22 protein-coding genes and 1 tRNA gene are annotated in these 22,955 nt (G+C 57.3%); 9 read left to right on the forward strand and 14 right to left on the reverse strand.

The genetic code is table 11. The features are described 5' to 3' along the window. Positions 1-27 precede the first annotated feature (27 nt). The 5 genes from ACWPW1_RS07910 to ACWPW1_RS07930 all read right to left on the reverse strand — a co-directional run bounded on the left by ACWPW1_RS07910 (position 28) and on the right by ACWPW1_RS07930 (position 6,216). Positions 28-1,593 carry an ABC transporter substrate-binding protein gene (locus ACWPW1_RS07910; protein WP_434776168.1) on the reverse strand — a complete coding sequence of 522 codons (1,566 nt, stop codon included), beginning with the start codon at positions 1,591-1,593 and terminating at the stop codon, positions 28-30. A 108-nt stretch (positions 1,594-1,701) separates the two neighbouring features. Continuing rightward, positions 1,702-2,277 (reverse strand): D-alanyl-D-alanine dipeptidase, encoded by a 576-nt coding sequence (gene ddpX, locus ACWPW1_RS07915; RefSeq protein ID WP_313649283.1) that lies wholly within the window; start codon positions 2,275-2,277, stop codon positions 1,702-1,704. A gap of 41 nt (positions 2,278-2,318) precedes the next feature. Continuing rightward, positions 2,319-3,170, reverse strand: coding sequence for a MurR/RpiR family transcriptional regulator (locus tag ACWPW1_RS07920; protein WP_434776169.1), 852 nt, complete (start codon positions 3,168-3,170; stop codon positions 2,319-2,321). A 215-nt stretch (positions 3,171-3,385) separates the two neighbouring features. Beyond that, positions 3,386-4,141 carry an SRPBCC family protein gene (locus ACWPW1_RS07925; protein ID WP_059314234.1) on the reverse strand — a complete coding sequence of 252 codons (756 nt, stop codon included), beginning with the start codon at positions 4,139-4,141 and terminating at the stop codon, positions 3,386-3,388. 53 nt (positions 4,142-4,194) lie between these two features. Then, positions 4,195-6,216 carry a S9 family peptidase gene (locus ACWPW1_RS07930; protein WP_454252720.1) on the reverse strand — a complete coding sequence of 674 codons (2,022 nt, stop codon included), beginning with the start codon at positions 6,214-6,216 and terminating at the stop codon, positions 4,195-4,197. An 89-nt stretch (positions 6,217-6,305) separates the two neighbouring features. Here ACWPW1_RS07930 and ACWPW1_RS07935 point away from each other — a divergent pair, with 89 nt between their 5' ends. The 4 genes from ACWPW1_RS07935 to ACWPW1_RS07950 all read left to right on the forward strand — a co-directional run bounded on the left by ACWPW1_RS07935 (position 6,306) and on the right by ACWPW1_RS07950 (position 8,347). Continuing rightward, complete coding sequence (locus ACWPW1_RS07935) at positions 6,306-6,779, forward strand: MFS transporter (protein WP_454252721.1); 474 nt, start codon at positions 6,306-6,308, stop codon at positions 6,777-6,779. Positions 6,780-6,876: 97 nt separating this feature from the next. Then, entirely contained in the window at positions 6,877-7,650 is a 774-nt protein-coding gene (locus ACWPW1_RS07940) for a class II glutamine amidotransferase (RefSeq protein ID WP_454252722.1), read from the forward strand. 18 nt (positions 7,651-7,668) lie between these two features. Beyond that, positions 7,669-8,181, forward strand: coding sequence for a DUF2937 family protein (locus ACWPW1_RS07945; protein WP_323149678.1), 513 nt, complete (start codon positions 7,669-7,671; stop codon positions 8,179-8,181). An 89-nt stretch (positions 8,182-8,270) separates the two neighbouring features. Further along, positions 8,271-8,347, forward strand: a tRNA-Val gene (locus ACWPW1_RS07950). 507 nt (positions 8,348-8,854) lie between these two features. Here ACWPW1_RS07950 and ACWPW1_RS07955 read toward each other — a convergent pair. Then, positions 8,855-9,235 (reverse strand): hypothetical protein, encoded by a 381-nt coding sequence (locus ACWPW1_RS07955; RefSeq protein WP_454252723.1) that lies wholly within the window; start codon positions 9,233-9,235, stop codon positions 8,855-8,857. Positions 9,236-9,957: 722 nt separating this feature from the next. Here ACWPW1_RS07955 and ACWPW1_RS07960 point away from each other — a divergent pair. Next, the gene (locus ACWPW1_RS07960; RefSeq protein WP_454252724.1) at positions 9,958-10,701 is read left to right on the forward strand and encodes a hypothetical protein; all 744 of its coding nucleotides are present in this window, start codon (positions 9,958-9,960) and stop codon (positions 10,699-10,701) included. A 13-nt stretch (positions 10,702-10,714) separates the two neighbouring features. On the opposite strand, the gene ACWPW1_RS07965 is transcribed toward ACWPW1_RS07960, so the two are convergent. The 8 genes from ACWPW1_RS07965 to ACWPW1_RS08000 all read right to left on the reverse strand — a co-directional run bounded on the left by ACWPW1_RS07965 (position 10,715) and on the right by ACWPW1_RS08000 (position 19,267). Next, complete coding sequence (locus ACWPW1_RS07965) at positions 10,715-11,116, reverse strand: hypothetical protein (RefSeq protein WP_454252725.1); 402 nt, start codon at positions 11,114-11,116, stop codon at positions 10,715-10,717. A gap of 923 nt (positions 11,117-12,039) precedes the next feature. Then, on the reverse strand, positions 12,040-12,342 hold the full coding sequence (locus ACWPW1_RS07970; protein WP_454252726.1) for a hypothetical protein: 303 nt from the start codon (positions 12,340-12,342) through the stop codon (positions 12,040-12,042). A 3-nt stretch (positions 12,343-12,345) separates the two neighbouring features. Continuing rightward, on the reverse strand, positions 12,346-12,771 hold the full coding sequence (locus tag ACWPW1_RS07975; protein ID WP_454252727.1) for a hypothetical protein: 426 nt from the start codon (positions 12,769-12,771) through the stop codon (positions 12,346-12,348). 10 nt (positions 12,772-12,781) lie between these two features. Beyond that, a complete protein-coding gene (locus ACWPW1_RS07980; protein ID WP_454252728.1) occupies positions 12,782-13,117 on the reverse strand; it encodes a helix-turn-helix domain-containing protein in 336 nt (111 codons plus the stop codon). A gap of 85 nt (positions 13,118-13,202) precedes the next feature. Next, positions 13,203-13,841, reverse strand: coding sequence for a hypothetical protein (locus ACWPW1_RS07985; protein WP_454252729.1), 639 nt, complete (start codon positions 13,839-13,841; stop codon positions 13,203-13,205). A gap of 1,484 nt (positions 13,842-15,325) precedes the next feature. Beyond that, positions 15,326-16,282 (reverse strand): tyrosine-type recombinase/integrase, encoded by a 957-nt coding sequence (locus ACWPW1_RS07990; protein ID WP_454252730.1) that lies wholly within the window; start codon positions 16,280-16,282, stop codon positions 15,326-15,328. Between the two features lie 542 nt (positions 16,283-16,824). Further along, complete coding sequence (locus tag ACWPW1_RS07995) at positions 16,825-17,994, reverse strand: MFS transporter (RefSeq protein WP_454252731.1); 1,170 nt, start codon at positions 17,992-17,994, stop codon at positions 16,825-16,827. Between the two features lie 565 nt (positions 17,995-18,559). Further along, the gene (locus tag ACWPW1_RS08000) at positions 18,560-19,267 is read right to left on the reverse strand and encodes a YfdX family protein (RefSeq protein ID WP_454252732.1); all 708 of its coding nucleotides are present in this window, start codon (positions 19,265-19,267) and stop codon (positions 18,560-18,562) included. 438 nt (positions 19,268-19,705) lie between these two features. Here ACWPW1_RS08000 and ACWPW1_RS08005 point away from each other — a divergent pair, with 438 nt between their 5' ends. The 4 genes from ACWPW1_RS08005 (at position 19,706) to rpmI (ending at position 22,926) form a co-directional block, all read left to right on the forward strand. Next, on the forward strand, positions 19,706-19,987 hold the full coding sequence (locus ACWPW1_RS08005) for a hypothetical protein (RefSeq protein ID WP_059314241.1): 282 nt from the start codon (positions 19,706-19,708) through the stop codon (positions 19,985-19,987). 206 nt (positions 19,988-20,193) lie between these two features. Then, entirely contained in the window at positions 20,194-22,116 is a 1,923-nt protein-coding gene (gene thrS, locus ACWPW1_RS08010) for a threonine--tRNA ligase (RefSeq protein ID WP_059314242.1), read from the forward strand. Positions 22,117-22,136: 20 nt separating this feature from the next. Beyond that, positions 22,137-22,670: a translation initiation factor IF-3 gene (infC, locus tag ACWPW1_RS08015; protein WP_059314243.1), complete on the forward strand. Its 534-nt coding sequence runs from the start codon at positions 22,137-22,139 to the stop codon at positions 22,668-22,670. 61 nt (positions 22,671-22,731) lie between these two features. Beyond that, positions 22,732-22,926, forward strand: a complete 195-nt coding sequence (gene rpmI / locus ACWPW1_RS08020; protein ID WP_059227088.1) for a 50S ribosomal protein L35 — start codon at positions 22,732-22,734, stop codon at positions 22,924-22,926. The last annotated feature ends 29 nt before the right edge of the window (positions 22,927-22,955 follow it).

Raw genomic sequence — 22,955 nt, forward strand, 5'->3', positions numbered from 1 at the left:
GCCGGAGCGCGCCGGCACCCGTCGCCCTTACTTGGACATCGCAGCGAAATCGAAGACCTGTTCGAGCATGGGGTTGAACACGTACCCCTTGACCGCGGCGCGCATCGGCACCGTGTAGGCCTTCTGGTAGAGGTAGGCGTAGGCGGCGTCGCCCACCACGATCTTCTGGGCTTCCTGGTACAGCGCCTTGCGCTGAGCCACGTCGCTGACGCTGGCGGCGTCGCGCAGCAACTGGTCCACCTTGGGATTGCTGTAGAAGGCACGGTTGCCCGCCAGTCCCGCATTGGTGCTGTCGAACCAGAAGTTCATGAACATGTAGGGGTCGGCGAAGTCCGGACTCCAGTTGCCGATGGCGACGTCGAAGTCGCCCTTGCCCAGGCGTTCGCGGAAGGTGGCGTTGGCCAGCTTCTCCATCTTCAGGTTGACGCCCAGGGTGCCCAGGCCCGCCTGCAGGGTCAGGCCGATGGGTTCCCAGGCCGGATCCTTGTCCGAGTAGAGAAATTGCAGCTCCCGGACCTTGGGCGCCTTGCCCAGGGCGGCCTGGGCGGCTTCCAAGTCCTGCCTGGGCATTGGCAGGCTTGGATCATGGCCCCACATGCCGTCCGGGATCGGGCCGTTCATGAGCTTGGCCTTGCCCGTGGCGATGCCTTCGACGATGCCCTGGTAGTCGAGGGAGTCGACCACCGCCTTGCGCGCGTTGACGTCGTTCAGGGGCGCGCGCCTGTTGTTGAGGTAGAGGTAGGTCACCCGCAGCGAGGGGTAGGCGGTGGTGACGAAGCCGGACTTCTGCGCCAGGGCCTTGACCTGGTCTTCGGGCAGGTCCTCGATGATGTCCAGGTCGCCCTGTTCCAGTTGCAGGCGCCGTACCGATGGCTCGGCGATGATGCGGATCACCACCTGCTTGAGCGTGGGCGCCTGGCCGGCGTAGTGCGGGTTGGGCTCCAGGGTCAGCGACTGGCCCTTCTGCCAGGCGGCCAGGCGATAGGCGCCGGAGCCGGCGGTGTGGCCGGCCAGCCAGGCGTCCACGTCCTTGCCGTGGGTGCTGGCCACCTTGGGGTTGATCACGCTGGCGCCATCGTGGGCCAGGGCGAAGAGGAAGGGCGCGAAGGGCTTCTGCAGGGTGAATCTGATCGTCTGCGGATCCACCACGGTCACCGTCATGTCCGCCGGGAAGATGCTGGACGGGCCCTGCTTGAGCTTCATCAGACGCTCGACGGAGAACTTGACCGCCTCGGCGGTGACCTCGCTGCCATCGTCGAACTTGTTGCCGGGCTTCAGGGTGAAGGTCCACACCAGGTTGTCGGGGGAGACGGTCCAGCCGCTGGCCAGGTCGCCCTCGACATCGGTGCTGCCCTTGCCGTCTTCCACCTTGTAGCGCATCAGGCGCTGGTAGGCCGGATAGGTCACGGTCCAGTCGTTGTTGTCGAAAGTCACGCCCGGATCGACGGTCTGCAGATCCGCAGGCTTGCCGATGACTAGGGTGTCGGTCGCGGTGGCGGCGCTGGCCGGTTGCCAGGCGCCGAGGCCCAGCAGGGAAACCAGGGCGAGCACGCGGGACGCCGATGAAACGTGGGTGCGCGAAGACGAGAACATGCCGGTACCTCGGATTGTTTGGGTTTATGGGTGTTTCGGCAGTGGGCAAGGCGGTCGAGCGAAGGGCTCTCGCGGCGCCGGATTCGAATGACCCGGTCGCCGGCAGGATCAGTTCAGCAGGGCGGCGAGCTCCTCCTGGCCGAGATGGTGGTAGTCGATCAGCGCATAACGACGGGCGTCGGGCAGTTCGAAGTGCCACCACTCGCTGGGGATGAAGGTGAAGCCGGCGCTCTGCATGATGCCCAGCAGCAGCAGGCGGTTGCGCTGGGCGGCGGCGGGCAGCGCCGGATTGAACAGATGCGACAGCTCGCGCATGTCGTCGAAGCCGGTACCCATGTCCAGCGGTTCACCGGCCTCGTCGAGCAGGGTCACGTCCACGGCCACGCCGCGGCTGTGGTGGGAACCCTGCGCCGGATCGCTCACGTACTGGGCGTCGGGCAGCACCCGCCACAGCAGTTGCTGGGCATAGGGCGGGCGGTAGGCATCCAGCACCTGCAGACGCAGACCGGCCTGTTGCGCCAGCGCGCTGGCGCGGTGCAGGCGGCCGGCGGCATCCCGGTGCAGCAGGCAGTGGGCGTCCTGGTAGAGCACCTTGCCGGCCAGGTTGTCGGCGGTCGCATAGACCAAATGGATGGCTACGCCGTAGTGGTCGGCGTCGATCTCGACGAGTTCTGGATGGTTCACGGTACGGAATGCTTCCTTAGGGTGAAGAAGAGGGCCAGGGCTCATTCGAATTGCCCGAAGCGCTGCTGCAGGGCGCGGTTGCTGGCCAGACGCTGTTCCAAGGCATCGCCCGAGCGATCCGCCACCGCCGACACCAGCAGGTTCAGCAGGCAGGCCAGCGGCGCCAGGGAGTCCCAGAACTGGTCGACTTCCAGGCGCAGTTGCAGCAGGTCGGCGGGGTAATCCCGCGCCCAGGGGCAGTGGTAGTCGGTGATCAGCGCCATGGGCAGCCTGGCATCGCGAGCGCTCTCGCAGAGCTTGCGGGTCACGCTGGAATAGGCGCGAAAGTCGGCCACCACCAGGTAGGTCTGGGCGAAGCCGCTGTTGAAGATGTCGGCGTAGGTGCCCGACAGGCCATCGACATAGAAGGCCTTGGGCCGGATGTATTCCAGCAGGCTGTGAAAACTGCCGAGTACCCCGCGGGTGGTCTGGATACCGGCGATGAACACGGCGTCCGCGCCGGTCAGCTGCCGGACCACCTGTTCGAACACCGGTCCGCGGGCCAACTGGTAGACGTCTTCGATGGCGGCAAGCTCGGCGGCCAGGGAGCGGTCCAGGGCGTCGCTGCGCCCACTCTGCTGGCGAAAGGCACTGAAGCGATCGGTGATGCGCCAGGCTTCCAGGCCTTCGTCTCTCAGGCTCTGCTTGACGTCGTCGAGGTTGCGATAGCCCAACGAGCGCAGCAGCCGGCCCACGGAAATGCCGGTGGTGTTGGTGCGCTGGGCGATGCTGTCGGCGGTCTCGAAGGGGAGTTTCTCCGGATTGGCCAACAGGTAGCCCGCGACGCGTTTGCCGGTGGGCGTAAGGTCAGCGAAGGCGCCTTCGAGGGCCTGGAAGAACAGCGGCTTGGTCAAGGTGTGGATCCGCAATGTTATCTAGCTGTCATTAAAAGCTCCGTTGTTCGAAAGCTAACATCGCTTTTCCAGGCGTCGCAAGAGGTCGCACGCCGGTTGTCACCGAGGTGTCGCAAAGCGGATTCAGGGGTCGCTACGAGATAAGCCAATCGGGGCTGAATGGCCTGAAGGAAGGTAGCGGCGTCCCGGACGAGACGCCGCGGTACAGCCGGAGGTCAGCCCAGCGGCGACTCCATGTGCGAGGTGCGCTCGATAGCCCCGTAGCGATCGCCGACCGCATGGGCCCGCTCCAGTAGCACCTTGAGTTCCGCCAGATCCTGAGCGATGCGGGTACCTGGGTCGCGGCGTAGCAGGCGGGCGAACAGGTGGCCCAGGCGACCGGCTGGCGGTTCGTAGGCCATGACGGCCGTCACCTCGGTGCCACCGGGCACATCTTCGAAGCTGACCCAACCCAGGTTGTTCAGGCCGGCATATCCGCAGGAGCGCCAGCCAATCAGCCGGCCCGGGACGTCGTCGGTGACTTCGGCGTCCCACTCGAAGCGGCCCATGGGTGCCTTGACCACCCAGTGCGAATAACGGTCGTTGAGCACGTCCACGCGCTCGATATGACGCATGAAAATCGGCAGGTTGGAGAAGTCGCGCCAGAACTGATAGAGCTCATCGCGCGGCCGGGCGATCACCACCCGCCGAGTCTGGGAGGCAGCCGAACGCCATGCCAGCGAGCGACGAACGTCACGTTCGAAACGAACCTTGGTCAGGGTGCGCCGAATCGAGCAATGGCCACGCAGGCCACGATTCAGCAGCCAGGCACCGGTGGCGCCCGTGAGCAAGCCAAGCAGGCCGCCACGCGCCAGGCCGCGGCTGAGCAGCAGGCCACCGCCGGCCACGGAGGCCAGGCGTTCCACGCCTTTTATGGCGGCGGCGTCGCGAGGCGGAGGAGCGAGAGGGGGAGTGGGGGCATCTAGGTGCATGGCAGATTCTCCTTTAGCTGTGGAAAAGACCTGCCCAGAGCCCCCGCCGTTCCCTAGCCGGTCAGGCCCAGTACCCGGAAGACGAAGGCGTATTCCAGGGCCACGTCGCGCAAGGCCTGGTAACGGCCACTCATGCCCCCGTGGCCGGCGCCAAATTCGGTCTTGAGCAGCAGTAGCGGCGCCTGGTCGGTGCGCAGTTCGCGCAGCCGCGCCACCCACTTGGCGGCTTCCCAATATTGCACCCGGGTGTCGTGATAACCCGCCACCGCCAGAATGGCTGGATAGGCCTGGGCCTTCACGTTTTCATAGGGGGCATAGCTGGCGATGCGGTCGCGCACCTCCGGTTCGTTCGGATCGCCCCATTCGTCGTATTCGGTCACGGTCAGCGGTAGATCCGGCTTGAGCATGGTGTTGAGTACATCGACGAAGGGCACCTCGACGATGGCGCCAGCGTAGAGCTCGGGACGCTGGTTGAGCACCGCGCCGATCAGCAGGCCGCCCGCGCTGCCGCCGCTGATGACCACCTGTTGCGTCGTCGTCAGGCCCTGATGGAGCAGATGCTCGGTGCAGGCGATGAAATCGTCGAAGGTATTCTGCTTGTGTTCCAGCTTGCCGCTGCGATACCAGGCCTCGCCCAGCTCGCCACCACCGCGGACATGGGCGATGGCGAAGCGCACGCCGCGATCCAGCAGACTCAGGCGCGCGTGGGAGAACCAGGGGTCGAGGCTGTGGCCATAGGCGCCATAGCCATAGAGGTACAACGGAGCGCTCTGTGGCAGATCGCGACGACCGACCAGGCTGATGGGGATGCGCGTGCCATCGGCGGCGGTGGCCCAAAGGCGGCGGCTTTCATAGGCATCGGCGTCGAAGGGGCCTTCCACCGGGACCTGCTTGAGTACCCGCTGGGTGCCGCTGGCGAGATCCAGCTCGCGGACTTCCGCCGGGCGATTGAGCGCTTCGTAGCGCAGGCGCATGACCGGGCTGTTGAATTCCAGCACGTCCATGGCATCAAGGCTGTAGACCTCGTCCGGCAGGTCGACCCGATAGGGCGCCTGGCCGTAGGGACGAACTTCCAGAATCGGCAATCCTGCCGTACGCAGGCTCAGCACCAGCGCCTGGGCGCCGAGGCTGGCATCCTCCAGCATCACCTCGGGGTCGTGGGGCACGAGCAGTTGCCAGTGCGACCGCGTCGGGTTCTCTTCGGCGGCCTGATAGAGCGCGAAGTTGATGCCGTCCTGGTTGCTGCGCACATACCAGCCGTCGACGCCATGATCGGGGAAATACTCATGGCCTTCTTCACGCGGTGCCAGGCAGACGAAGGCCTCATCCGGGCGATCCGCGTCCAGTACCCAGGCCTCGCTGGTGGTCTTGCTGTGGGACAGCAACAGCAGCTTGCGTTCCGAACTCGAGCGATAGCAGCCCAGGAAGAAGCGTCCGTCGGTCTCGTGGAAGACCAGTTGCGGTTCGGCATCACCCAGGTGGTAGCGATAGAGCTTGTGGGGGCGATGGGATTCATCACGCTCGCCAAAGAACAGGGTGCGGCTGTCATTGGCCCAGGTCAGGCTGCCATCGCATTCCTCGAAGGGCAGTTCGGTCACCGCGCCGGTGGCCAGCTCCTTCACATAGAGCCGATAGGTTTCATCGCCGACCTGGTCCAGACTGTAGGCGAGTCGGGTCTGGTCCGGGCTGATGGTGAAGCGGCCGACGGAGAGAAAGCCGCCGTCGGCGATGGCATTGCCGTCGAACAGCAATTCCTCGGTCGCGGGATCAGGCGTCAGGTCGCCATCGGCCGGGCGGCGGCAGCGATAGTTGCGGCCGTATTCATCACCGGCCTGGGTACGCTGATAGTAGAAATAGTCGCCGCGGGGGACGGGTAGGGACAGATCCGTCTCGCGAATGCGCGCGCGGATCTCCTCGAACAGCTGCTCGCGCAGGGCGGCCTCCGGTGCCAGCTGGGCTTCCAGGTAGGCGTTCTCGGCCTCCAGGTGAGCCAGCACCTCGGGGGCGTCACGGCTTTCCAGCCAGACGTAGGGGTCGTCGCCAGGGGCGCGGCGGGCGGTGGGGGCTTGGGTCATGCGAGCTCCTTGGGCGCCGCGCAAAGACACGCGGGCGGGGCAAAACCGCTATCATAGGCTTCTCCTTTCCGCTATCGCCATGGATCGCAATGACCGAGCAAGAGTACCTGATCGCCTGGGCCGTCTACGCCATCGCCGCGCTGCTGCTGTTGGTGGTGTCTTTCAAGGCCACCGGCTGGCTCTGGCGCTGGCTGCGCGAACCCATCCGGCTGGTGGTGGCCGTGCTGCTGGTGACGCCAGCCCTGGTGGATGCCGAGCACGGCCTCTATGCGCCGGCGATCGCCGTGACGGTGCTGGATCTGGTGTTCAAGGTCGGCAACAGCGCCTGGTCGGCGGTCGCCAACCTGGCCGCCGCGGGCACCATCGGTGTGGTGCTCTACCTGATCTTCGTCCTGTGCCGCTGGCTCTACCGCCGTTCGCATCCGCGCTCCGCCCCGGTCGCTGCGGAAGCGCCGGCGGATGGTCCTCAGCCCGAATCGCCGGCGGCCCTGCGCGACCAGGCAGCGCCTGCTGAGCGCCGCGAACCCCGAGGCCGCAGCGAGCGCGTGGAACCGCGTCTGTAATCCAGGCTTGCGCACTCGGCGTCACCCCTGCAGCATGACCGCGAAGGGCAGCGGCTGCAGTCGCCGTTGAACCAGGCAGCCACCCGGAGGGACGGACATGTGCGAATTGCTGGGCATGAGTGCCAACGTGCCCACGGATCTGGTCTTCAGTCTCCAGGGTCTGATGCAGCGTGGCGGCCGTACCGGCCCGCACCGGGACGGCTGGGGCGTAGCCTTCTACGAGGGCAGGGGATTGCACCTGTTCAAGGATGCCCTGCCGGGCGCCGATTCCGAGGTGGCCAAGCTGGTCCAGGGCTATCCGATCAAGAGCCATACGGTGATCGGCCATATCCGTCACGCCAACGTGGGCGCGGTCAATCTGGCCAATACCCACCCCTTCGTGCGCGAGCTGGGCGGGCGCTACTGGAGCTTCGCCCACAATGGCCAGCTGCGGGATTTCCATCCCGAGCCGCGCTTCTATCGCCCGGTGGGCGATACCGACAGTGAAGCGGCCTTTTGCAGCCTGCTGGATCAGGTCCGCGAGCGCTTTCCCGAACCGGTGCCGGTCGAGATGCTGCTGCCGCAGCTGGTGAATGCCTGCGACGGCTTCCGCAAGAAGGGGGTCTTCAACTGTCTGCTCAGCGACGGCGACTGGCTGTTCAGCTTCTGCACCACCAAGCTGGCCCATATCACCCGCCGCGCCCCCTTCGGTCCGGCCCAGTTGCGTGATGCGGAAGTCCACATCGACTTCAAGGCCGAAACCACGCCGGATGATGTCGTCACCATCATGGCCACCGAACCCCTGACCTGCGATGAGGTCTGGACCCTGCACCAGCCAGGGGAATGGCATCTCTGGTGGAATGGCGAGATCGTCACCCAAGGCCGCGTTTGAACAGGAAGCCTCCCCGCGATGCTGCGTAGTTATATTCGTCTGCTGTTGTTCACCCTGGCCTTGCTGGTGGGGGTGCAGATTCCCGGCTTCATGCTCGATTACGAGCAGCGCGTGGACGCCCATCGCCTGGAGTCCGATCAGGCCCTGGGCGGCTTCCGGCGGACCGCGCAGCAATATTTCGAGGGCAGTCTCGACGGCCTGCTGGCCCACTATCAGGCCAGTGAGGATCCGGTTTTTCGCAGCGATGCCGACAGCCTCGCCGTCCTGATGCGGCGCAATGCGCTCTTCAACGAAGAATGGCAGGCGCTGCAAGGCCCCTGGTATCAGCGAGCCTGGCATATCCTGGTTCGACCCAATCCGGAGCTGCGTGACGAAACCCTGCGGCAGTACCGTTATCAGGTAGTGCTCACGCCTGAGGCCATCGGTTGGGGGGTAGGGCTGGGCCTGGCGCTTGCCGTGACGGTGGAAACCCTGGCGCTTTGGCTTTCGATCCTGCTCTATCCGCGGCGTCCGGCGCGGCGTCTTGCCTAGGCCTAAAAAAATATTTCACGTTTTCAGGTGTTTAGCGGAAAAAAGGGCTTGACGCTCATCTCCCGCGCTGTAGAATGCGCACCCACAGCAGGCACGTAGCTCAGTTGGTTAGAGCACCACCTTGACATGGTGGGGGTCGTTGGTTCGAATCCAATCGTGCCTACCAGCTACAGAGCGGTCTCTAGGGTTTTGGCTCACAGAGATCGTTCACAATATAACCCCGGCGTTCACACAGCAATCTGTGAATGATCCGGGGTTTGTTGTTTCTGGCATCCAGAGAAGGGCATTCACACTGGTCTAGCTGTGAACGACCCTAGCCAAACCCTCATCACTCCTAGCATCTGCCCCACCATGTGAAGGTGGAGGGCATTGCTCGTAGCCTCGCAACGTCCCTCCCTTCGCTTCGCTCAAGGTTGGCTCTAACCCATCTGAGCTACGTGCCTTCCTATAACGCTCTATACGCAACGATCTACCCTTACCCCATACCAGCCCCTAGGCTAACCCTCTATCGCTTCGTATGCGCGCTTGTAGGGGCTTATAGTCCTTTCCGCTAGAAAAGTTACGCCTACCTACATACCCCCACCCCAGGGGGCTAGGGGGTCTTACATACTTATGCATTGTGGCAAGCAAATTTCTCATAATAATTAGAAGGGTTTCTGATGAGGCTTCCCCTTCACAATAACAAGGTCGTTAGAAACGGTATAAAAGGGCTGACGACGCTCATGTGGTTTGCAGCGGACTGAATAAATTTTTGGTAATGAAATCTAAACGGCTCGCTTTGTCCGACATGTGATTTCATCTTGCTGATTGCATCTAGGATCTCGGCCTTATCGCTAGCGCTAATAGCTGCATCCTTTACTGCGTTTTGTAAGTTGGCAAATTGGATTGCAACCTCGTTGGATAGACTCAATGTGTCTTCTAGAATGATATTGTCGGTATTGGTGGCATGTAGAATTTGATCAATGCCAATAAATGTATTTTTGGTGCCCCTAAAATTTCCTACGTTTTCCAGCCTTATGGCTACGCGCCCTTTACCATCATCTTTCTTGCTCATCACAGCTTCACCTGATTTTATTGGAATTCCGGTGATAGCATGAGATTGAAGGTTTTAAAAGCTTAAATTGCGTAGAAAAATTATTGACTGTATCAATCTGTAAGTGGTAGAAATGAGGCGCGGCAAACGGGCCTGCTGGAGACGGCGAACCGTAGGTGCGCAGCCTCAAGGCTGGAAGTGCCCTGCTAGATGAGTACGCTATGAGCGAACCTTAGATGGTGTAGTAAGTAGGGGAAGGTTAGGCAGTCCGAGCCGGTGGATTGTAAACAGGCCCGCTAGAGTAGAGCGGAGACTACTCAGCATAACCCTACTGGCTTGGTTAGTAGGGCAGGTTACTGGTAGCTGACCTATCAGGCACAGACGGCTCGCCCCTGTGAAGAACGCCCTAGCCAGCAATGGCTAGTGGACCCGCTAAGGGCAATAGGCTAAGCGCCTATCGGACAGGGCTAGCGCTCTGGTCTGTTACGCCTGTAGCTTGCGGATGTACGTCTAGGAAGGATGTCGCAGCTATGAAGTATATTGAAAGCGGTACTAGCGGGATCGTCAAATACCTCGCTTATCTATCCCTTCTTCTCGTTGCTCTATACGGTGCTGATAGGGTGTACAACAAGAAGTACAACGACTGCATAGACAACGCATTGGCTAGTAGCTATTCGCTGTCAGTGGCAATAGATACCTGTATTGCTGTGGCTAAGTGAGCTTATTTAGGGAAGATGCACGCTGTGTTAGAAGAGCTATCCAAAACCGTTAAGGCTCAGTTATATGAGCGTGTCTCAAGTCCTCTCTTGGGTTCGTTCCTAATAGCTTGGTGCGGCTGGAACTATAAGTTTGTTCTGGTGCTTATCTCTTCAATGGAAGCTGAAAAGAAGCTTGCATATATCAATGCCAATCTATATCCGTCCATATGGGATAAGGTGCTAGAAGGTTTTACCTATCCTCTAGTGACAAGTTTGGTGTTGATATTTGCTTATCCATGGCCGGCTAGGTGGATATTCTCATATAGTCGTAAGCAGCAATTAAGGCTAAAAAAGCTACAGTATGAGATTGACGAAGATACCCCACTGAATATGGAGGATGCTAGGGAGCTTAGACGGAGTAATTCGAAAATTGTAGAGGATTTTGAAAAAGAAATTTCTCTACAAAAATCGCAGATTGAGCGTCAGAAAGAGCAGCTTTCTGTAGCTACGGAGTCATTAAAAGAGATTGGTGACGACAAGGCCCATGTTGCACAGTTACTTGAACAGCTAGCTGAACATCAACGGCGAAACGAAAGGCTGAATGAAAGGGTCAATTATTGCGAGAAAAAACTTTCTTTAGTAAGGTCTACATTAAAGAAGGCTCAATATGAGCGCGATAATTACAATGGCCGATACCCAGAGTATTTAAGCGAGATAGATAAGGCATTGGCCATGCAAGGCAATAGTGAGTCTATCATCAACAAAAATGGTGTTATAGTTAGAGAGTAATCGATAACCTCAGCTATTTTCCTTTCATGCGTTCTACTTCTTTTTCCCACTGCTCATACTCGTGCTGAGCTTCTCGCTTTCCTTTGGCAAACTCTTTCTGCGCTGATGGTCTGCCAGGAGAGTATTTGACTGCATTCGAGAGAAGAGATTTTAGTGCATTGATATGAGCGGCGCTAACCTCGTCGGTCTCAGGGCTCTCTACAGCCTCTTTCAATCTTTCTGCCGCTACATCCAGCCAGTAGAGACGGCTTTCTTCATCCAGACCGTTTTCCTCAGCATATGTTTTCAGTTCGCTGAGCTTACAGCCCAACTCTTTAGCTAGTCCAGAGTGGCTCCGCGTAGTAATGTATTTGTCTTCTTGTTCTTGAGAGAGACGAAGCTTAGAGGGGCGTCCCCGTTTAGTGGTCTGGTCCATGGTCTTTCCTTTTTGAATTGGTGTGGAATAGGTAGAGGCTAACGCCAAAAGTGAAGACATTAGCTATCACTACGCATTCCTGATATTTATGTAGGTACATCATTGCAATCATCTGACTTAGCTGGATGGCTTGCATGAGGTAGTAAGCGAGAAGGGATATATTCATTACGGCGTTCCATAGCCTAGGGCTACAGACGCTTTATACAGCAGGTAGCTTATTTATCGTGTCTAGCGTCATTTCTCTTGCGAGATAGGTGACTGTCTGGAAGGTTAAACCTAGCGTACAGCTAAGGTGGTACAAAGAGTAATAGCTTGAGTTATTGGCTACTATGTATCTTAGATAGCGTCTGGTGATGAGGTCTGATTTATTGTTGCTAGTAGGATCAACGTCCACCATATCGTTACCATCGGTGTATAGAGCATCGTTAACCCTAATGTATTCTCTAGGGGCATCTCCGCATCTGAATCCTAATGCTTGATCTCTATAAATGATTGGTGCTGCCATATCTAACCTGTCTGAGCTTGAGCTAAGATGGTTAGCCTATGAATCTCTTGATCCTTCACTAGCTCCTTATACCTCTTGGCATCATTCACAGGTGAAAGAATGGAGACATAGCCCTTGCAGAAGGGGAAGCTAACCATCTTGGTTTCTTTGGTAGTGTCATAAGGGAAAGAGGTTACTAGGCCGCCAGAGGCGAGGTAGTGGTCAACAAGCTCGTTTATCTGTTCGTGGTTCATGCTCAAGCCCTTTAAGTGTTTATGTGTATTGTTCGGTGAGGTCTATTAAGTCTTCTTCGCTAAGCTCCTTTCCTCTTACCACTTGAAACGCTAATTCGTTTAGTAAGTAGGAATGGCTCTTATGCTTATCCGCTAAAAGGAATAGCTCAGAAGCTAATTGGCTGGCTTCCACTTTCTCTGCAAGGCTAGCCATCAACCACCTCTGTTAATTTCTTAGCGCTAATTAAGTCGTCAATGGCTTTGTGTAGGATTGTCTTATTGGTGTACACACTGCCAGTAAGCTCCACAGGAGCAGCTTTGGATGTGTACTCAAGGCCTAAAACCACAATGGTGGAATACTGAGTGGTTCCATACTTGACGCCACGGTAGGAGCTTTCGCTCATCAAGCTAGCGTTAGCCTTAAGGACATATGCTTGCTCTTCAAGACGCTTAGCCACTCGTGCCTTACGGTATTGCTCTTCTAGTTTTTCATCTTCAAATAGTGCCATGACTTACTCCCCCTGCTGGTTGTACTTGGCTCGAATGGCAGCCATCAAGGCGATCTCATCCTTAGCGCTACCAAGCACAGAACCTTTCTTGTTATCGATGTTGATGGAACCTTCTTCAGTAACCTTTACAGCCTTGCTGGAATTCATTTCCTTCCACTTGGCTTTACGGTCAGCTTCCATAGCAGCGGTTTGACTCATAGCTTTAAGCCAGGGGTCGTTAGCTAGACGTTCATTGGTAGCCTGCTTAGCCACCTCCCAAGCGCTCTTCTGACCAGCAGTGCTATTGAGCGTACCCTTAGGGGTAGTGGGTTCTTGATAGTCCACCAGTTCATAACCCTTAGCCTGAAGTTGCTCAAAGGCCTCAATGGGGCTAATGCCCATTTCACTAGCTACTTGCTTGAGTACGGTGGTGGTGATTTGCTTGCTCATGGTCTGTTCCTTATTGATTTTTATAGAGTGAAATAATGTCGTCAGGTGTGTTTATCCTGTACTCATTGCGTAAGGCATTGGCACCTTTGAGACGATATTTCCTAACGGTGATGATGCCGTGTTTCTGCATTGTCCCCAATGCTCGAATGATTGACTCATGACTCACGTAGGTGGCTGTAGAGAAAGCTTCGATAGTCACTCTTGCCCAGCCATTTTCTTGCTCGTTAGCTCGGATGATTGCTAAGAAGGCTTTCTTGTTGGTTGAGTTAATCTTGGAGTACACCCTTTCGATTAGGGCTTGCTCCTCAGTGCTGTAGCCGGTAGGGATAGTTGCCTTGTTTGTCATTGTGTTTTCCTAAATTAGATCAAGCCGAGTCCGTCAGAATATTTCTAGTAGAAATTCAGAGTTGTTCAGCATTGCGTAACGTGTATCAGGCCGGGGAGAGAGCCTTGTCTAATGTCTCTTGCTGGCGTGCTAGGCCATACGATAGATAGTCACCAGCCTTGTACAGATCAAGACTATCCCCATAGGGTTTGCTAGGAGGGTCATAGCAAACAATGGCCTCCGCTTCTATCTTTTGCTTTGCAAGATCAAAGTAAACTCTTGGATTGCTGTGAAGATAGCGAGCCATTCCGTCAATGGTATATCGTGTGACCTGAGCCAGTAGTCTTGCTGTGCTCTCAGCAGTCTCTTCTGACTTGCAACTTTCAGTGCTTACTTCCGCTAGAAGGAGAGCGTAGCGGACGTTTCTCGGCGAGACATTTAGTTGGCCGCTACCAGAAGTCTTACCTACCACATAGCAGGCGCCATATATAAGATCCTCAAACCATTGCCTATCAACGGTATGGCCCATACCATTTCCCTCTCTGAGCATGTAGGGTACAAACTTATATAAAGGGTTTTGATAGGACTTTGGCTTTCGGCCTCTTGGATCTTTCTTTAACTCTTCCTTAGCGATGGGTTGCATCTTTTGACTAGCAGCTATTGCGGCTTGTGCTTGCTCAAGCTCCTTTGTTGAGAAGCTATTTCTGAATCGCTCAAAGCCGTCTTTGGATGGGGAATATTCCATTAGCCTGCCTTCCTTGGTTTGATGCTAAGGTGAAGCTCTCCCTGTACCTCTCCGGTAGTATGGTTAACTAGCAATAGCCTATTGCCTTCAATCCTCTCTATTGTGGTATGGCTTGAGTGGAAGCGTATGTGATACATCTTTGAGGCTGCTACTTCGTAGTGCTCCTGGCGGAGCGTCTCTATATTTTTCATAGGCATTTATTTCGCTAGCATTATATAAGGGTAAAAGAATTGACTTGAAAGGTGCTTTAGCTTTGCTTTTTACCACCCACCAATGTTCCTCCCTGAAGGGGAGGGTTATTGTGTGGGACTACTCTTACCCTTATAGGTTGATACCCTACATGTGTCAGGTATGAGACTTGGGTAAATGAATGCCCAGCTTGTTAGCGTCCATCCAAGACGCTAAGGCTGGGAAGAATCTCAGGCTATGGTGTACCTAAAGGATTCTTAGGAAAACTCTATAGCGGCTAAGGCCGCGAGAATTCTCTTAGGAATGCTCTATGCATTGGTTAATGTTCGTCTCTACGTTCGTTAACACTCACTGCGTTCCTCACTATTAACATAGTGTATGACTGAAATTCTAGGCTTTTTGCTTCACTAAGAGGAAACAAACATGAAATATTCTATGGTTAGCGTAATGAAACTCATGCGTCTGCATGCTGAATTTGGTTTCACTCATGCCTGTGATGGGGACGCTATGAGCGTAGCTAGAAGCTCACGCCTGTGGCGTTCGCGAGTACCTGCCTAGATTATCTTCTGAACGCAAGAAAGCATCATTCAGTCTAAGCTGTAGCGACTGTGTCGCCATGCTTAGCATTGCTAGGCAGAGCAGGTGGTAGAGAGTAATGGAAGAAGTAAGTAATTACTTAGATACTTACTATGACTGATTTTTTGACCAAAAGTCCTCAAGGATTTGAACAATGCTCATGGTTAACGCCATGTCAGGAAGGATCGGTCTATCCGTATATTCTTAATCTAACTATGTTATCGACCTCTATTGCTAAAGCTTTAGAGGATTTATAGCGTATAAGACAATTAAAATGTGAATTCAGTTCACTATTTTTTATGATTTTCTAATCTTTTTATGCGTATTTACCTATAGCCCTCAGAGAGAGCGAGAGTCTCTTAGAATAACTCGCCTGCCTTGGCAGGCTATAGCGGGTAGGGTTGAGGGTTTTAGTGAGAGAAGTGATATAGCCCTAAGCGGCTGGAAGCCGCGAGATTACTGGGAGAGACGGCTCTACCTAGCGTAGCTTATGAAGGTAGTGTCATTGGTGTGTAAGCCACCACATTGCTTGACTACGCCTAGAATGGGTCAGGTGGTGCAAGAGAGGGTAGGGCATTGCTTCCTGTCTCTCTCATTGAAAAATACCTAAGCGCGTTTGCAGAAATTATTTTCTAGCGTGAATGCCGCTAGGTTCTCCATTGCATAACAAAAAGGGCTAGCCACTACAGCTAACCCTTGTGCTTGTCGCTGTGTAGGCGTTAATCAATTAGGTGTAGGACATCCTTAGCGTTCAGGTGGCTATATCTAGCTACAGACCTTGTGTCTCTATGCCCTGACACAATCATTATCTGAGCGTTGTTAAAGCCCTTCTTCGCTACGTTGGTAATGCGTGTATGCCTTAGCTGGTGAAGGCGTACACTCTCATCCATACCTAACTTGATCCTGGCCTTCCTGACAGCCTGAGAGACGCTATGAGCCTGTATCTTGAACAGCCTACCCATACCTACACGCTTCTTCTTACTGAGCGCTATAGCGTCATGGAAGAGAGCTACAGCTCGCATAGTGAGGGGTACTGAGCGTGTCCCATTCTTCCCATCCACTACGTCTACAAGCCTGTCTTCTAAGTGTAGGTGCTCAAGCCTGAGCGTCACTATCTCCGATCTACGCATAGCGGTTTCATAGGCCAGCTCTGTGATGAGTCTGGTAGTAGGAGAGAGGGCAGATAGGAGCTTCATCAGCTCCCCTTGGCTGACCACCTTGTCGCTAGGCTTGGATGGCTTCGGAAGGGCTATGTCAGTAAGGGGGTTGGCTATCTCTAGTAGTAGCTCCCTTCTGGCGTACTTGAAGAGGCGAGACAGGAACTCAAGCTCTGTCCTACAGGTGGCAGGCTTCACCTTCTCTAGCCGCTTGTGCTTGTACTCGTTCACCATGACCTTTGTTATCTGGTCCATGGGCATAGGGAAGACGCTAGACAGATGCTTGAGGCGAGCTAGGGCATGGTGGTAGCTGCCTTTCCTGGCAAGCAAGGTCTCTACGTACAGGGCTCCAATGCTAGCCACCGTATGTACCTTCACGCTTCGACACTCTGCCTCTATAGAGGAAGCCCAGAGAGACGCCTCCTGTTCTGTCTTGAAGGTCTTGGATTGGGGAGCCTGTCCTTTTATGCGTACCTGAGCGTTCCAGCTACCTGAGGGGAGTTGTCTGAGCGTTGCCATGATGAGGTTCCTGTCGTGAAGGGAGCCTCTGCAAGCCGCATAACCTATTGATCTCTCTGGAAATTGACATGGTGGGGGTCGTTGGTTCGAATCCAATCGTGCCTACCAAACAAAGCCCGCACTGCTGGCGGGTAAGAAAAAAGGCGATCCGAAAGGGTCGCCTTTTTTCGTTTGGGTATGGGTTGGGGGAGGCGCCAGCGGTCAGCGCTTCAGATCCGTCCTGGTGACTGGGGCTCGATGACCAGTTCGCCGTATCCGCCCTGATTCTGGCGAATCACATCCGGATCGGCATGGCGCCTGAGTGATCGGCGTGTTCCGCCGGAGAAGGGTCATGAGCCAGGCGCCTGTTGCCCGGGCCACGGGGACGGTGGGGCAGTGACCGGCGCCAGGCCAATAGCGCGGCTCGGCCATTCCGCCGTCGCCCGCTATCCGAGAGTGGCCGCCAGGCCTTCGCGGCAAGCCGCTGGCGATTCTTCATGACCTGAGTCATTCCAGCGGCGTGCTGCTGGGCCAGGGTCTTTGCCCCCCAGGCAGGCGAAGCGCTAGGCGTCTTGCTGCCGGGCGGTCATTGGCCACGTGAGGGCAACGAACGCCATCCCGCCGCCCACCAGCAGCAGCGCTGCACTCAGGCTCCAGTGCTGCGCGACGAAGCCGATCGTGGCCGGACCGATGAGAATACCGGCGTAGCCGATGGTGGTGATCGCTGCAATGGCGTGGCTTGCGGGCATCCGGGTCTGCCTTCCGGCGGCACTGAAAAGCACGGGGACGATGTTGGAAGCCCCAAGGCCAACCAGTAGAAAGCCGGCGAAGGCAAAGGGCTGGGTGGGTGCCAGGACCGCCATCAGGAAGCCTGCCGCGGCGAGTAGACCGCCGCCTACGACCACTTTCAGGCCGCCCAGCGTCTTCACGATCCAGTCGCCGGTCAGGCGGCCAATGGTCATCGCCAGCGCGAATACCGTGTAACCGAAGCCGGCCTGTGCCGGGTCGACGTCATGCGCATCGATCAGGAACAGGGCGCTCCAGTCCAGGATCGCGCCTTCGCCGAGAAAAATCAGAAAACAGAGCAAGCCGATGAAGGCGACGATCCCGCGCGGCAGCGTAAACAGCGGGGTATGCCCGGCGTCGTGATTGCCGTAGGGCAGCAGACCCTTGATTGAAGCCGCGAGTAGAACGATCAGCAGCGCGCTGAACACCAGGGTCGCAACCAGCGGTTGTGTTCCAGCCCCCAGCAGAACGCTCATGCCGCCGGCGCCGACAATCCCGCCGACACTGAACAGGCCGTGGAAGCCGGACATCATGTTGCGACCGCTGTCCTTTTCGACCATCACGGCCTGAATGTTGATCGCGACGTCCAGAGCGCCAACGCTTGCCCCGAACAAGGCCAGGGCTATGGCCATGCCGAAAATCGAATTGGCGAGGGCAAGCAGAGGCAGCACCAGGGCGAGTGCCACCGAGCTGGTCGCGATCACCGCGCGGCACCCAAAGCGGCTGGCGAGGATGCCGACGATAGGCATCGCGACAATGGAGCCTAGGCCCAGGCAAAGCAGCAGAAGGCCAAGCGTTGAGTCATCGGCGCCGATCCTCGCCTTGGCAACGGGCACCAAGGGTGCCCACGCGGCCATGGCAGAGCCCGCAATGAGGAAGCCCGCTCGGGTCGCCCATTGTTCGATCGCTCCCGAAGGCTGTTGGGCGGCGAGTTGCACGTGTTGCATTGGAGAGACTCCGGAAAAAGGTGGCAGTAGAGGTGATAACACTTCATACCAGTGTTAGCTGATCATGCATCATTAAGCAAGAATGCGCACAATCGTGCATATTGTGGCTTTATGCGCAGAGCTGGACGGCCATGCCTGATTCGAGCGGGCTGGCGTCGAGGCATAGGCAGGACCTGGTAGCTCTGCCTAGGGGGGGAGGGGAGGTGAAGGCCTGTGCGAATCTGTGGGCGGAGCGGAGCTTCAGTATGGCGACAGGCTCAGGTGCAGTAGCAAACCGACGGCTTCTCCTGCAGCGACGGCCTATGTCTGGGCACCGTCAGGTTTTGGGCGTCGGCGGCTGAGGACAGGGCTCTCTGAGGCGGTTTTTGCAGAAGGGGTATGGTTGGGTGCAGTCAGGCCTGGCAAAAAAATCCGCATCGGTGGTGGGTAATGGAAAAGGGCGATCCCAGAGGTCGCCCTTTTTGTGTTTGCCCATGCTGCACGCTGTGATCGATGCGGACTTGCTGGGCATCGGGTCGTTTAACGAGGCGACCTTGCGATCGCCCTGTTTACCCAGGCCGGGCCATCAGCTGTTTGGGGTGACGGTCTCGGTAAAGGAGCCGGCCGGTTGCAGTCCGTGCTTGTTCGCCGTGAAGTCCATGGCCGTCGACGCGTAGCGCACCTCATCCTGAGCTTGCTTGAGCGTCAGGTTGGCTTCATAGAACTTGTCACTGGCCAACTGCTTGGCCGCCTGATCGACGTCGGTGATGGTTTGCTTGAGTGGTGCCAAGGCGATGGTGGTGTCGATATCCACGCCGGCCAGTCGCAGGGTTTCCGCAGCGCCCTTGGCGTCCCCGTGTTTGAGTTTGCTATTGGCGTCGGCGACTGCCTTCATTTTCTGTGGGTTGGCCATATAACTGTCTTGCACCACGGTATCACCCCATATCGGCAGCCAGGACGTTACGGTGGTGCTGGTATCGGCTTTGCCCTGATTGTCCTTGACCTTCAAGTCACTTGCGGCTCTTTTGAGTGCAGTATTATCCGACTGCGCAAGTTTGAGTGCCTGCTGGGCATCCTTGACATGGCCCACGGCTTTCGTGGTGTGACCTTGGAACAGTTCCACGCGCGCAGCGGAGATGTCGGTGAAGGCTCTTTGGCCCTGGGTGGACAGGGCCTGAAAGCCGCCCAGTTCGCTCGGCGAGGGCGCTTGAGTGGCGGCGAAGGCCGCAGACGAGCAGGCGGCTACGATGGCGACGACCAGCATGCTTTTTGCCAGTTTATTCTTGACGTTCATTTGCTGCCTCCAGCGGATATGCAATTGAAGTAAGGCTATCGCTCAGGTACCAGAACCAAGTTCTGTAGTGCCTGGAATCGATATTCCGCCGAATCGCTTAACATTGGATTAATAGCGGCGGCGTGCTTCTTGAATGAGGGCTGAACGACGTCGTACTACAGGGCTTTCAACTATTTGAGCGGGCGTGAGTACTTTTTGCGCGCGCTTAATCAAGGCCATGTTTGATGGAAGAATGACCTTCATTCGGAGCGTAGGAAATTCGGTCTCCAAGTGGCTCTTTTATAGAGCGCCTGACCGGGTGGTGTCCTGGTCAAGCTGTGACCTCTTGCCTCGGTCGTGGCGGTCCGGCTTTTCACGTAGACTGGCTGACGATTTTTCTTGGGCCGCCAGACGATTCGCCAGAGGCGAGAAGGGGGCCGGTGCAGCGAGGAGCAGGTGATGACTCAAGGTGGTGAAGGGCGGCAGATCGGCAAGGGTGGCTGTCTCGGGTTGATCTTGCTGTCGATCCTGTTCGCGGTCGTGGTCTTCGGCTCCATCATCTACGTCTATCGCCACAATGCAACGCCGGTCAGCCGCGCCAACGAGCAGCAGGCCATCGACCAGTGCCTGGCGAGGGCCAATGCCCCGGAGACCTCGCCGGCCGATCGCCAGGCGCTGATGGAAAACTGCCAGGAAATGCAGAAGCAGTTCCTCAAGAAGTACCCCGACGCGGCCCGTTAAGCAGACGACAGTCCCTGGCGAGGTTGCGCCAGGTCTCGGTTTCTGAAAGGATTTCCGTCCCAAACTTTCCAGTGATCCTTTCGCGTCGCCCGGAATGCCTTGCGGCCCTGCCACTGTGCGGCGGGATTTCCAGCGGTGCGGCTGCTTACTGGCCAATCCCACCATGTGGCCCTTGGTATGGGTCACCACTGAGTTGAGGAGGCGCCATGCCTGTCATTACTCTCCCCGACGGTAGCCAACGTCCATTCGACAAGCCCGTCACCGTAGCCGAAGTCGCCCAGTCCATTGGTGCCGGTCTTGCCAAGGCCACTATCGCCGGTCGCGTCGACGGTCAGCTGCGCGATGCCAGCGATCTCATCGAGCAGGATGCCAACCTGCAGATCATCACCGCCAAGGACGAGGACGGCCTGGAGATCATCCGCCATTCCTGCGCCCACCTGGTGGGTCATGCGGTCAAGCAGCTGTTCCCGACCGCCAGGATGGTCATTGGCCCGGTGATCGACGAAGGCTTCTACTACGACATCGCTTTCGAGCGTCCCTTCACCCTCGACGACCTGTCGGCCATCGAGACGCGGATGCGCGAGCTGATCGACAAGGACTACGACGTCATCAAGAAGATGACGCCGCGCGCCGAGGTCATCGAGGTGTTCAAGGCCCGGGGTGAGGAGTACAAGCTGCGCCTGATCGACGACATGCCCGAGGAGCAGGCCATGGGCCTGTACTACCACGAGGAATACGTCGACATGTGCCGTGGCCCGCACGTGCCCAACACCCGCTTCCTCAAGGCCTTCAAGCTGACCAAGCTGTCCGGCGCCTACTGGCGTGGCGACGCCAAGAACGAGCAGCTGCAACGTATCTATGGCACCGCCTGGGCGGACAAGAAGCAGCTGGCGGCCTATATCCAGCGCATCGAGGAAGCCGAGAAGCGCGACCATCGCCGCATCGGCAAGCAGCTCGACCTCTTCCACCTGCAGGAAGAAGCACCCGGCATGGTGTTCTGGCACGCCAATGGCTGGACTGTCTACCAGGTACTCGAGCAGTACATGCGCAAGGTTCAACGCGAGCACGGGTATCAGGAGATCAAGACGCCCCAGGTGGTTGATCGCGTTCTGTGGGAGCGCTCGGGTCACTGGTCAAACTACGCCGAAGGCATGTTCACCACGGCCTCGGAAAGTCGTGACTTTGCGATCAAGCCGATGAATTGCCCCTGCCACGTGCAGGTGTTCAATCAAGGGCTGAAGTCCTACCGCGACTTGCCGCTGCGCCTGGCCGAGTTCGGTGCCTGCCACCGCAATGAGCCGTCCGGTGCCTTGCACGGCATCATGCGCGTGCGGGGCTTCACCCAGGATGACGCCCACATCTTCTGTACCGAGGAGCAGGTCAAGCAGGAAGCCGACAACTTCATCAAGTTGACCCTGCAGGTCTATGCCGACTTCGGTTTCACCGACGTGATCATGAAGCTCTCCACCCGGCCGGCCAAGCGCGTCGGTTCCGAAGAGCTGTGGGATCGCGCCGAGAAGGCCCTGGCCGATGCACTGGATGCCTCGGGTCTGGACTGGGAATACCAGCCCGGCGAGGGCGCCTTCTACGGGCCGAAGATCGAATTCACCCTCAAGGACTGCCTGGGTCGTCAATGGCAGTGTGGTACCCTGCAATACGATCCGAACCTCCCGGAGCGTCTCGATGCCAGCTACATCTCCGAGGACAACAGCCGTCAGCGTCCAGTGATGCTGCACCGCGCCATCCTCGGTTCCTTCGAGCGTTTCATCGGCATGCTCATCGAGCACTATGCCGGTCTGTTCCCGGCGTGGCTCGCCCCGACCCAGGCGGTGGTGCTCAATATCACCGACAAACAGGCCGATTTTGCCCAGCAGGTCGTCGGCGAATTGAACGCTGAGGGCTTCCGAGCCAAAGCCGACTTGAGAAACGAGAAGATCGGCTTTAAAATCCGCGAGCATACTTTGCTCAAGGTTCCCTATCTCCTCGTCATTGGAGACCGGGAGGTTGAGACACGATCCGTTGCCGTGCGTACCCGCGAAGGCGTCGACCTGGGCTCCATGCCCGTTGAGCGTTTCCGCGAGCTGCTCACGCAAGCGGTTTCCCGGCGTGGCCGGCAAGATTCGGAGTAATCACTATCAAGCAGCGTGACATGAGACAAGACAAGCGAGCAGCCCCCCGGGCACCGATCAACGAAAATATCACCGCCCGGGAAGTTCGCCTTATTGGCGCCGATGGACAGCAAGTAGGCATCGTCTCCATTCAGGAGGCCCTGCAGGCTGCCGAAGAAGCCAAGCTGGATCTGGTGGAAATCACCGCCGACGCCCTCCCTCCGGTCTGCCGGATCATGGACTACGGCAAGCACGTCTTCGAGAAGAAGAAGCAAGTCGCGGCGGCGAAGAAGAACCAGAAGCAGGCTCAGGTCAAAGAAATCAAGTTTCGTCCAGGGACGGAAGAAGGGGATTACCAGGTAAAACTACGCAACCTGGTACGTTTCCTAACCGAGGGGGACAAGGCCAAGATCTCGTTGAGATTTCGCGGCCGGGAGATGGCCCACCAGGAGCTGGGCATGGAGCTGTTGAAGCGGGTCGAAGCTGACCTCGTCGAACACGGCACCGTTGAGCAGCATCCTAAGATGGAAGGACGCCAACTCATCATGGTCATCGCCCCCAAGAAGAAAAAGTAACCACCAGGGCACTGGCAGGCCTTGCGGTTATGCGTAATCACTCAATGCGGAGTATCCGAACATGCCAAAGATGAAAACCAAAAGCGGCGCTGCGAAGCGCTTCAAGAAGACTGCTGGCGGCATCAAGCACAAGCACGCCTTCAAGAGCCACATCCTGACCAAGATGACCACCAAGCGTAAGCGTCAGCTGCGCGGTACGTCGCTGATGCATGCATCCGACGTCCAAAAGGTCGAGCGCATGCTGCGCCTTCGTTAATCCTGGTCAAGAATTTAGAGGAAGTTACT

This window comes from Pseudomonas sp. Marseille-Q7302 (assembly GCF_965111925.1).

Excerpts from the sequence above, each read along its gene's own strand:
- ACWPW1_RS07930 (WP_454252720.1), bottom strand. The coding sequence starts at position 6,216 with ATGACCCAAGCCCCCACCGCCCGCCGCGCCCCTGGCGACGACCCCTAC.
- ACWPW1_RS08005 (WP_059314241.1), top strand. The coding sequence starts at position 19,706 with ATGACTCAAGGTGGTGAAGGGCGGCAGATCGGCAAGGGTGGCTGTCTC.
- ACWPW1_RS07910 (WP_434776168.1), bottom strand. The coding sequence starts at position 1,593 with ATGTTCTCGTCTTCGCGCACCCACGTTTCATCGGCGTCCCGCGTGCTC.
- ACWPW1_RS07955 (WP_454252723.1), bottom strand. The coding sequence starts at position 9,235 with ATGAGCAAGAAAGATGATGGTAAAGGGCGCGTAGCCATAAGGCTGGAA.
- ACWPW1_RS07945 (WP_323149678.1), top strand. The coding sequence starts at position 7,669 with ATGCTGCGTAGTTATATTCGTCTGCTGTTGTTCACCCTGGCCTTGCTG.
- ACWPW1_RS07975 (WP_454252727.1), bottom strand. The coding sequence starts at position 12,771 with ATGAGCAAGCAAATCACCACCACCGTACTCAAGCAAGTAGCTAGTGAA.
- ACWPW1_RS08000 (WP_454252732.1), bottom strand. The coding sequence starts at position 19,267 with ATGAACGTCAAGAATAAACTGGCAAAAAGCATGCTGGTCGTCGCCATC.
- ACWPW1_RS07935 (WP_454252721.1), top strand. The coding sequence starts at position 6,306 with ATGACCGAGCAAGAGTACCTGATCGCCTGGGCCGTCTACGCCATCGCC.
- ACWPW1_RS07970 (WP_454252726.1), bottom strand. The coding sequence starts at position 12,342 with ATGGCACTATTTGAAGATGAAAAACTAGAAGAGCAATACCGTAAGGCA.
- ACWPW1_RS07940 (WP_454252722.1), top strand. The coding sequence starts at position 6,877 with ATGTGCGAATTGCTGGGCATGAGTGCCAACGTGCCCACGGATCTGGTC.
- ACWPW1_RS07990 (WP_454252730.1), bottom strand. The coding sequence starts at position 16,282 with ATGGCAACGCTCAGACAACTCCCCTCAGGTAGCTGGAACGCTCAGGTA.
- thrS (WP_059314242.1), top strand. The coding sequence starts at position 20,194 with ATGCCTGTCATTACTCTCCCCGACGGTAGCCAACGTCCATTCGACAAG.
- ACWPW1_RS07980 (WP_454252728.1), bottom strand. The coding sequence starts at position 13,117 with ATGACAAACAAGGCAACTATCCCTACCGGCTACAGCACTGAGGAGCAA.
- infC (WP_059314243.1), top strand. The coding sequence starts at position 22,137 with ATGAGACAAGACAAGCGAGCAGCCCCCCGGGCACCGATCAACGAAAAT.
- ACWPW1_RS07995 (WP_454252731.1), bottom strand. The coding sequence starts at position 17,994 with ATGCAACACGTGCAACTCGCCGCCCAACAGCCTTCGGGAGCGATCGAA.
- rpmI (WP_059227088.1), top strand. The coding sequence starts at position 22,732 with ATGCCAAAGATGAAAACCAAAAGCGGCGCTGCGAAGCGCTTCAAGAAG.
- ACWPW1_RS07925 (WP_059314234.1), bottom strand. The coding sequence starts at position 4,141 with ATGCACCTAGATGCCCCCACTCCCCCTCTCGCTCCTCCGCCTCGCGAC.
- ACWPW1_RS07965 (WP_454252725.1), bottom strand. The coding sequence starts at position 11,116 with ATGGACCAGACCACTAAACGGGGACGCCCCTCTAAGCTTCGTCTCTCT.
- ACWPW1_RS07985 (WP_454252729.1), bottom strand. The coding sequence starts at position 13,841 with ATGGAATATTCCCCATCCAAAGACGGCTTTGAGCGATTCAGAAATAGC.